The following is a 9264-nucleotide window of genomic DNA, read 5'->3' as shown; positions in this document are numbered from 1 at the left end:
TGTTATACATTCATGCCATATACAAAACTTTCCCTCTTCAAATAACATATTATAGTTGTTAATCTTTGGATTTTTATTTTCGCTATTAATTTAGGCATTTTTACTTTTCTTAAAAAATACCAAATATGCAAATAATGACGAGATTAAGAGGAATACCCCCGCCCCTATACCCTCATATATTTTAAAATAAACAGCAGCAATTATCACAAATATTGACATTATTATTATAAGAATCATTGTATATTTCACTATAAGTTCTAACGCTTTATAGATAGATACTATTGTCCTTTGAAAAAAACTTTTCTCTGTTTCCGAAACATTCCGATCTTTATCCAAAATAACACCTTTCCCTCTTTCCAAATTGACTTTCGAATAAATTTTACCTTTCAAAATAAGAACAAAGCGAACTGCAGAACGTAACTACTCCCCATACAGATTGGCCCAACTGAAAAATCTAATGTCGAACTATTCAATCAATTGCATATAGATTTTAGAATAAAAAAACCTCCTCATTCTAACAAGAAGAGAAGGTTTTATTTATGTCATTTCCCCAAACCCTATTCAAAACTATCTCTTTTATGATATTTCATGATGTTTCCATATTTTAAAAGTCACAAGCTTAAAATATTATTCTTCATTAAATACAGCAATCTTCACTTCAACATACTGTAAAGACTCATCACCGCTAAACACATGATAAATTGGCGAGGCTAAATTCAGGTTATTATCCTCCATATACTGAAGCATTTCACCGTATACCTGCTCTGTTAATTTTTCATAATCTCCCGTATATCGTTTCATGAGCATCTCATCAACATAATAATAGCTCCTAAATTGAAGTGTTTCTGATGTTGGAATTTTATCTTCATTTACTGGCATGAATAATTCAACGTACATATTTTCATCAGATGGTATATTTTTTAAAGCATAAAACATCGGACCTTTTACTGTTAAATTCGCTGTTGCAATTTCTGACATAAAATGTTCAATTGCTTCTTCCATATCTTCGTAATGAAAATAGTACTCTTTTGAAACAACATTTGTATATGCAATACTTTGTCCTTCAATTATCATTTTATTGTTTCACCTACTTCTATAATAGGAGCATAAATATCTAGCCACATGTCACCGTATACATCTAAACATACGTGATAAAAACCGCTATCTAATTTAATATGATGCTGTTCTGCAAACTCATGTATTAAATTATAAGCTTCCTCCATATCACCATCTTCATCAGTAAATCGAACACTTAATGCCTCTTCAATAATTAATCCATCAACGTATTCATATGCAGAATTCTCCCCTAATTTAACACGTTCATTTACTGGAACAGAATACGTATATTCGCCGTACTCTGGTTCATTGTCCAATGGCTGATATTTAAAAAGAACAGGACCTACTGCATATATTCCATTATGAACAACTTGATTTCTCAGTGCGATAGCAGGTAATAACCAATCTTCTTTTTTTACAATTTGGGTAATGCTAATTAAATTTAAGAGTGATAATGCTTTATATTGAATTTTCATAATACCTACTCCTTTTACTATACCTTCTCTTGGCTATATTTTTTATGTTTCTTCAAATGTCACTTACGCTCCCCTTCATATCCCTTCCACATTATAGTAAATGACAAACATTTAAATCTACTATACTCATTTCCTTTACGCCTTACGTTTTGATTTACCTTTTTTATTTTTCTTTTGATATCTTGGAGACTCTCTTTTATGTTGCTCCCATGATATGTTAAATGAAGGGAATTTAAATCTACAATAAGCCAATAATTGAAATTCTGCTGCACCAATGGCCACTGCATACATAACAACATTACATATAACATAACCAAACATTGTGTTTAATGAGTAATTATTATTTATATAAATCAAAACAAGAAGAATTAACACATAAATTACAGCACCTCGTATAACATGTCCCTTTGTTTTACTAAAAAACGAAGCTGATTTGTCCCCACTACTAAATGCACCTTCGCTTGCTTGTTTAAATGTATCAACTGTTGTCACAATATGAACAATTATTCCACCTAATACTAATAGACCTACATAAATACGTGTATGGAGATCAATTGAATGCTCAATCATTCCAGAAAGAACAAATAACGTGCATCCGATAGTTCCAAGTTGAAATGCATATAATAATATAACGAGCGTTTGTAATTTTTGAAATTTAAAACGCGCTTTAGGGAATAAATATAGAATTAAAAACATTACTTGCAAACCATATAACACTAATTCAACCCTAACAATTACTTTATCAAACACAGTGGTATAATAATCTATTCCCCCCAAAAAAATAATAATCATGAACAATGAAGTATAAAATATTGTTCCGAGCATAAATCCAGTGACACCTTCAGGATTTAAACGACTTCTACATGTCATTCTAAATTTCTCTAAATCCTCTTCTTTTATATTCCACATTACTTATATACACCTTTCTAATCACCAAAATATAGATTTTATTTTTTCCCCGATTTTAAATTTCCCATCTATCTTTTCAGTTACATTTTTAACTCCTTTTTTAGTAATATCAATTAGATTGTCTCCCCCAAGCTTTTCAAATTTATAATTCATCGCCCAGGTAGCAAATACTGCAGTACCAGCTCCAACCACAGTACCAAGCGGCGGAAGGAAAAACGATCCTGCTACAGCACCAGCTGCCATCGCTCCAGCATTTGCTCCAATATCTACAGCTGAATCTGTTGCTACATCAACTACATCTTTTAACTGCCAACCACCTTCTTTAGCATCAACAACATTACCTCCAACTGACACAACCGCTCCAAAAATACCTGCTCCTTTCAATAATCCGCCTGCTTTACCCAAGCCTTTAAACGCTTCTTTCCATTTCATAGGATTAATATCCTTTAAGCCGTCTGCCCAAGCAGCTTTAAATGAACTCAGTCCTTTTTTCCCAATAGCGGTAGGCAATCCTTTGTTCTCCCGATCCATTTGAAAATCTGCGTAATTTTGAAACTCTGGTAATTTATAAATATTTCTGCGTGCCTTTTTTATTTGTTCCTTTGTTGTTTTCAAACCCTCGAATTTAAATTCTAATTTATCCTTTAAATATTTGAATAACACGTCATCTTTATTATCCATTTTAAGTATTCTTTCTGCTAAAACCATATCTTCTTTCTTAGAAGTCGATAATGTATATGCCCCTTTACCTTTTCGGCCTTTAGGATCGAAAAGAACTTCCAAACCCAATTTCTTTGTAACATAATGCATGCGTATGTAAGCATTTAAAGTAGCCTTAGCTCCCTTATTCCCAATATCAAACTTAGTCATGGCATCTGCCAATCCCTTAATGATATTTCCAATTGATGTGTCAGCTAATAACTTCCCTATTGAGGCGCTAGACAAATTCCCATTATTCACTTTTATTTGTTTCATTCCCTCATCTATTTTACGCATTAATTCATCAAACTCTTGCAGGTCACTTTGCTTACTGTTATAAGTCTCTAATTTTTCTAATGTATCACTGATTTCTTTTTGGCTTTTTACAGCGCCTTCAGTGATGCTTGATGATGATGGATATTGAATTGCGACGATGTCACTAATCGTACCTACTGTTTTTTTCGCCTCTTCATTAGAGTGGCTAAATCCCTCACTATATCCATTAACTTTTTTCTTTACATCATCCAAATAACTTCCATGAATTTTTGCATCTGCATCACTGTCAACCTCACTGTTAAACTCCTCTATTGCTTTTTGAAATTGACTTTTTAACATTTCCGTTGTAACTGTAAATCCAGTGATAACAGCTCCATGAACTGTAGATAAATGATTCTTAATAGTATCAGCAGCTTTCCCTTGAAAAGAGTTAATTTGTGTAAAGTCCTCTATTTTTTGCTGCAATGTTTCCAAATGTTGATTTAACTCTTCAGCACTTGAATTAAACCGCTCTTGCAGTTCTTTTACTTCTTGTAACTCTATGATTTTGCTCATATTTTCCCCCTCCTATCCCTTTACATAGCACGGTGAGCTGAACTGTCTTTCAAATCTTTTCCAAGCTTTTCATCTTGCTGAACCATTTCTTGTCCTGTTTGCTGAATTCTACTAATATCTTTTTGTAGTATTTGTTCATATTGCTGCACTTTTTTCGATAACTTTTCAATCGCTTCACAATATTTTTTTAGTTTACTTAAATTCGTACGCTGTAACTGTATACCATTAAATTTAGTCTTACCTAAATCACTAGCGCCACTTTTCAATTCACTTACTTTCGCATCAAATACCCCTTTATTTAATTTAATTTCCCCCATTTATCATTTCCCCGCCTTCTGTACTTCTACTTGAATACTAGCGTCAACCATTGAAACACTTCTACTTAAAGAAAGAATACTAGACTCACATGTAGCGATTTCTCTTTCAAGCCGCCGTATAGCTTGATCGATGTCTTCTTGCACTCTCCCTAGTTCTCCGATAAACTTCCCTAAATTCGAAATAACTTGTTGTTCATAAGTTTCTTTAAAAGTAGTTGCTCTTTGCCCTTTCCAACTACTCTCGTTTATTTCTAAAGACTTAAACTGCTCTTGATTTTGTTTAATTGCTTCAAGATTATTTACAAATTTCCCTTTAGCAGTTGTTAGCCTTCGTAGTTTCATTTGTAATTCAGCCAATTGCCCTTGTTGATGACTTATACTACTTAACAAACCAGATTTTTGACTATTTAATTCCTCTATCCCCATGCAAATCCCTCCTTAAATAGTTGGCACTTTAATTCTAGTAGCAAAACGATTTTCAACAAAATACCCTTCAAATGGATTTAATTTTGTACTACTTAAATCTTTATTAGATACATCAAAGACCATTTGTCCCGATGATTTTCTAAGTAAAATAACATGAGATTGCGCTTTTATTGTTTTTGAAACTAAATCGTATCGACTGTCAATTGAATCAACATCACAGCCAATTACGAAGTGGATGCCCATAAATGCACCATTTGTTATTAATTCCGCTAAACTATATATATCGCTATCTTCTAAATTACTTAAAATATCATTTACATCTGCAATTACGATTACAATCGGCTTAAATTTCTTAATAAATTCAGCTGGATTAACTGTTTCACTTGAATCTTCCTGCTCCTCTTTAAACGCCGCTTCTCTCGACTTATAAGCATTTGTAACTTGTTTAATCGTTTTCTCAATTCCTGTTTTTTCAGCTACATATAAAGCAGCACTCTCTCTGTAGTTTGAGAAATTACGTGTTCTTGTATCAATTAAACCTAGGTCAAAGTGTCCACTTTCAGCCAATTGTTTAAGGAATTGATGAACTACATTTTCAACTTCATCTTTCTTAATTCCCCCTACAACAATATTAGATGCTTCAGTTAAATCTAATTCGAGAGGTGTAACGTTTTCTGTTTCTACACCAAATGTTAGTTTGCCTGCTTCAATAATTTTTCTTGTTTCTGGCCATGCAATAAACTCTTTGTATTCCAGAACTTCAGGTACCATAGGAATTACTTTCGGTCTTTCTCCATCCCAGAAGGAATCCATCTCTTTTCCTTCAGCTTGTATATTTTCAATTCGAGTAAGGACATCTTTTCCATCTGTCGGTAAAGCTGTTTGGAAGATTGTTGGTTCGTCAATTTTAACTAAACCACGACCTGCTAATTCTTCAATTTTCAACTCTGTTCTTCCTACAATAGCTCTAGATTCTGCCTCATCTATCATATATAGAGCAATTTGTAGTTTAATATTTGTATTTACTTGTACTCTCAATGCATTTTGACGTGTAGCCGTAAGCATTAAATGAATTCCTACCGCTGCCCCTTCACGTACAATTTGTGCAACAATTCGTTCAAAGTCTTCGACAAATCCAGCTTCTCTAACAGCATCATAGTTATCTAACGTAATTAATACTGTTGGTAATACTTCTTTACTAGCTCTCTCATACATTTCAAGACTCGCAACGCCATATTTACTTAGCAATTGCTTTCTATCTTTTAATAGGTCTTCTATGCGACGAAGAAACTTCTCGCATTTTTCAACTTGATCTAATGTAATGATATCTGCCACATGCGGTAAAGATTTTAATGGCATTAAACCGTTTGTTCCGAAGTCTAATAAATACACATGCAAATGCTCCGGACTATGCTGACGAGCTACATCCATAATGACTGATTGTAAGAATGTTGATTTTCCGTAACCTGGACTTGAGAAGACCGCTACGTGTCCGTCTTTACTAATATCTAATGTTAATGGTGTTTGTGATTGTAATTCAGGCTGATCTAGTAAACCAACTGTTGCTTTTAATGGTTTCTTTTCTTTCGTCCATGCTTCTTTGAACTGAATAGCATGTAAGTCTTGTAAATATACGCTTTCTGGAAGTGGTGGTAACCACGGTCTTGCTAATGCTTCAATTTCATTTACTTCTGCATAATCGTGAATGTAATTAATGACAGCATCAAGTTCAGACGGTACACTTATTACGTCTGAACTGCTACCAAGTCCACTTAAGTCTTCACTTAATATTTCATATTGTCCTAGATCGTTTATTGCATATATCGTTGCGTCTAAATGTTCTTTATCCTCTTTATTTTCTACATAATCTGCTCCGCTCCATGCCGATTGGAATAGTTCATAAATTTCATTATTCCCAACTTGTAAATAGGCACGTCCTGGCAATGTAATTTCAGCTGCATCTGGTGTTTTTAAAATTTCATTACTATCTGACGTATTTTGAACTTTCAATGCCAGTTTGAATTTCGAGTTACTCCAAATTTGATCATCTACAACACCGCTCGGTTTTTGCGTAGCTAATATTAAATGAATTCCGAGTGAACGTCCGATACGCGCTGTTGAAACTAACTCTTTCATGAATTCTGGTTGTTCTGACTTCAGTTCCGCGAATTCATCACTAATTAAAAATAGATGTGGCATCGGTTCACTTACTAAGCCTTCTTTATACAGTTTTTGATACTGATTAATATGGTTTACATCATTTTCTCCAAATAATCGTTGTCTTTTTTGTAATTCAGCTTTAATTGATGCGAGCGCTCTCATACTTTGCGCTCCATCTAAGTTTGTAATTGTTCCTAATAAATGCGGTAAGTTTTTAAATAAATTCGCCATACCGCCGCCTTTATAGTCAATAAGTAGAAAGGCAACTTCGTAAGGATGGAAATTGACAGCTAGAGATAAAATATAAGATTGTATAATTTCCGACTTACCTGAACCAGTTGTACCAGCTATTAATCCGTGTGGTCCGTGTGCTTTTTCATGTAAATTTAAGTTTACGATGTCTTCTTTACCGCGTAATCCGAGCGGTACAGCTAAAGATTTATGCGCTGCATTTTTCTGCCAGCGACTTGTAATGTTTAACTCTTTTATTTTTTCAACACCGTACATTTCTAGGAATGTTACGCTTTCTGGAATACTATTTTTTAAGTTTTGCAAATGATTTAACGGTGCTAGTGCTCGTGAAACATCTTCTAAATTGAACCCTTTCGGTACATGATTCAATTTAAATTGACGGTTAACAAGCTCTCCTTGTTCTAAGATGATGTTCCCTTGCTTTGCATCTCTTATATCAATTACCGTTTTCACGTGCTCTGGTAAACTTTGCATAACATCTTGAACAAATACAAGTGATACACCTAATTGACTCGGGTCGTCATTGAAAAATTCCATAACAACATGATCTAAAATTAGTTTTTCATCTGTAATGAGTACAATATAGTGTGGTGCGAAATACAGTTTTTCATTTGTTGAACTTTTTTCATCTACTTTTTGTTTTCTCTCTTTTAATATTTGATATAAACTATTTAACACTTGATCTCGGCTACGATCATGGTATACAAATCCACGTACATTTATATCACGAACACTTCCATGAGGTAACCAGCGCATCCAATCCCATTTCTCTTTTTCTTCTTCAGGAAAAATAGTAATAAACTGCAAGTCATAATAGCTATGGAATAAAGCGGTTTGTACGACTAATAATTGTAATTGTTCTAGCACTAAAGAGCGCTGTCCAATGTAGCCTACTGGTCCATTCATTAAATCTGTAACAACTGGTACATCTTCCAATGAAAGATAACGCTGTCTTAGTTCACGCGCTATATCAATTAATTCATCTTTCGTTTGACTAAATTCTTCTTCATTAAATTGAATTTCAAAACTCGTATTAGCTTGTCCTGTCCCAACGCTAAATGTTAAGAAATCATGATGTTGCATTGTTTTTTCATAAATACGAGGATTTACTTGAACAGCCATATTACGTATTTCTTCAACATTTGGATTGTGATAATGTAATGCATGACGCTGCTTTTCACTTTCTGCATGTAAATCTTTCGTTTTTTGTTTTATATACTCTCTATAACTTTTGTCACGTTCAATAATGTCGATTTTATATTGCTTTAAATTTTTTATATATGATGTGACAGAAACAACTATCGTTACTACAGTCATTGCAACTGATGCTAATATAAATAGACCATATTTCATAAAAATAGCAAGTAATACTGTTACAACAATCATGACAAGAGAAGGTGCGATTATTCTTGCTAAATGCTCAGTTGGTTTTGCCGGCTTACTTGATGGTTTCGCAACTGTCATTTTCTCTTCTGGTTCACGATAAATAATACGTGGTGAACGATGATAGTCTGGATAACCACTTTGATAAAAGGTTTCTGATTCTACTAAAATAGGTAACGCAGATTTCACATTATCTTCTGAAGACAATACTTGAATATCTTCACTGCCAATCTCCACTAAGACACCATCAAAATATAATTGGTCTCCTGCTTCTAACATAACGCTATCTTGTAGCTTCGTATAATTATGAAATACATCCCCGTCATATACGTTCACTTTAAATGCATCGTACAACGTTTCACGAGATAACATTAAATCTACGCTACTTCCTGTAATAGCGATATCATCATAACTATTTTGACTAATTGTAAGAGAATGTTTCGTTCCTATATCAAACACTTTAGTTGTGCCAATAATAGATATAAAGACTTTTAAGCTCACGTCTTTCGTTTTTCCAATCTCAAACTCCTTATTGAATTCTATTAATTGATCTTCTACCATCCAAGCGTTCACTTCATTATTCCACTTTAATTCTACTTCTTGTTCTAAACTTGGATTCGTAATATCATTTGTCCACTCTTTTCCAATCGACACTATTGATTGCTCATTTGGATGTAATGTGCACTTATATATTTTGTCTCCATAAGTCAATACTAATAGTTGCTCCATCCGTGTTCACTGCTCCTTTTCAACTG

8 protein-coding genes are annotated in these 9264 nt (G+C 33.6%); all 8 read right to left on the bottom strand.

From position 1 onward, the window contains the following. Positions 1–90 precede the first annotated feature (90 nt). Complete coding sequence (locus V7038_RS24435; protein WP_078173794.1) at positions 91–336, bottom strand: hypothetical protein; 246 nt, start codon at positions 334–336, stop codon at positions 91–93. 291 nt (positions 337–627) lie between these two features. Beyond that, the gene (locus V7038_RS24430; protein ID WP_000582718.1) at positions 628–1074 is read right to left on the bottom strand and encodes a DUF5085 family protein; all 447 of its coding nucleotides are present in this window, start codon (positions 1072–1074) and stop codon (positions 628–630) included. Further along, positions 1071–1532: a DUF5085 family protein gene (locus tag V7038_RS24425; protein ID WP_335695766.1), complete on the bottom strand. Its 462-nt coding sequence runs from the start codon at positions 1530–1532 to the stop codon at positions 1071–1073. Before V7038_RS24425 ends, V7038_RS24430 begins: the two co-directional genes overlap by 4 nt. 135 nt (positions 1533–1667) lie before the next feature. Next, entirely contained in the window at positions 1668–2441 is a 774-nt protein-coding gene (locus tag V7038_RS24420; RefSeq protein ID WP_199661391.1) for a hypothetical protein, read from the bottom strand. A gap of 21 nt (positions 2442–2462) precedes the next feature. Then, positions 2463–3971: a T7SS effector LXG polymorphic toxin gene (locus tag V7038_RS24415; protein WP_335695765.1), complete on the bottom strand. Its 1509-nt coding sequence runs from the start codon at positions 3969–3971 to the stop codon at positions 2463–2465. A gap of 20 nt (positions 3972–3991) precedes the next feature. Next, complete coding sequence (locus V7038_RS24410) at positions 3992–4288, bottom strand: TIGR04197 family type VII secretion effector (RefSeq protein ID WP_335695764.1); 297 nt, start codon at positions 4286–4288, stop codon at positions 3992–3994. A gap of 3 nt (positions 4289–4291) precedes the next feature. Beyond that, on the bottom strand, positions 4292–4714 hold the full coding sequence (locus tag V7038_RS24405; RefSeq protein ID WP_002202236.1) for a YwqH-like family protein: 423 nt from the start codon (positions 4712–4714) through the stop codon (positions 4292–4294). Between the two features lie 12 nt (positions 4715–4726). Beyond that, a complete protein-coding gene (gene essC / locus V7038_RS24400; RefSeq protein ID WP_335695763.1) occupies positions 4727–9238 on the bottom strand; it encodes a type VII secretion protein EssC in 4512 nt (1503 codons plus the stop codon). Positions 9239–9264 lie beyond the last annotated feature (26 nt).

The sequence above is a fragment of the Bacillus sp. JJ783 genome, from assembly GCF_036963225.1.
Lineage (GTDB): Bacteria > Bacillota > Bacilli > Bacillales > Bacillaceae_G > Bacillus_A > Bacillus_A cereus_U.
This window is presented reverse-complemented; position numbering and strand designations above follow the sequence as displayed.

Excerpts from the sequence above, each read along its gene's own strand:
- V7038_RS24430 (WP_000582718.1), bottom strand. The coding sequence starts at position 1,074 with ATGATAATTGAAGGACAAAGTATTGCATATACAAATGTTGTTTCAAAA.
- V7038_RS24425 (WP_335695766.1), bottom strand. The coding sequence starts at position 1,532 with ATGAAAATTCAATATAAAGCATTATCACTCTTAAATTTAATTAGCATT.
- V7038_RS24420 (WP_199661391.1), bottom strand. The coding sequence starts at position 2,441 with ATGTGGAATATAAAAGAAGAGGATTTAGAGAAATTTAGAATGACATGT.
- V7038_RS24415 (WP_335695765.1), bottom strand. The coding sequence starts at position 3,971 with ATGAGCAAAATCATAGAGTTACAAGAAGTAAAAGAACTGCAAGAGCGG.
- V7038_RS24410 (WP_335695764.1), bottom strand. The coding sequence starts at position 4,288 with ATGGGGGAAATTAAATTAAATAAAGGGGTATTTGATGCGAAAGTAAGT.
- V7038_RS24405 (WP_002202236.1), bottom strand. The coding sequence starts at position 4,714 with ATGGGGATAGAGGAATTAAATAGTCAAAAATCTGGTTTGTTAAGTAGT.
- essC (WP_335695763.1), bottom strand. The coding sequence starts at position 9,238 with ATGGAGCAACTATTAGTATTGACTTATGGAGACAAAATATATAAGTGC.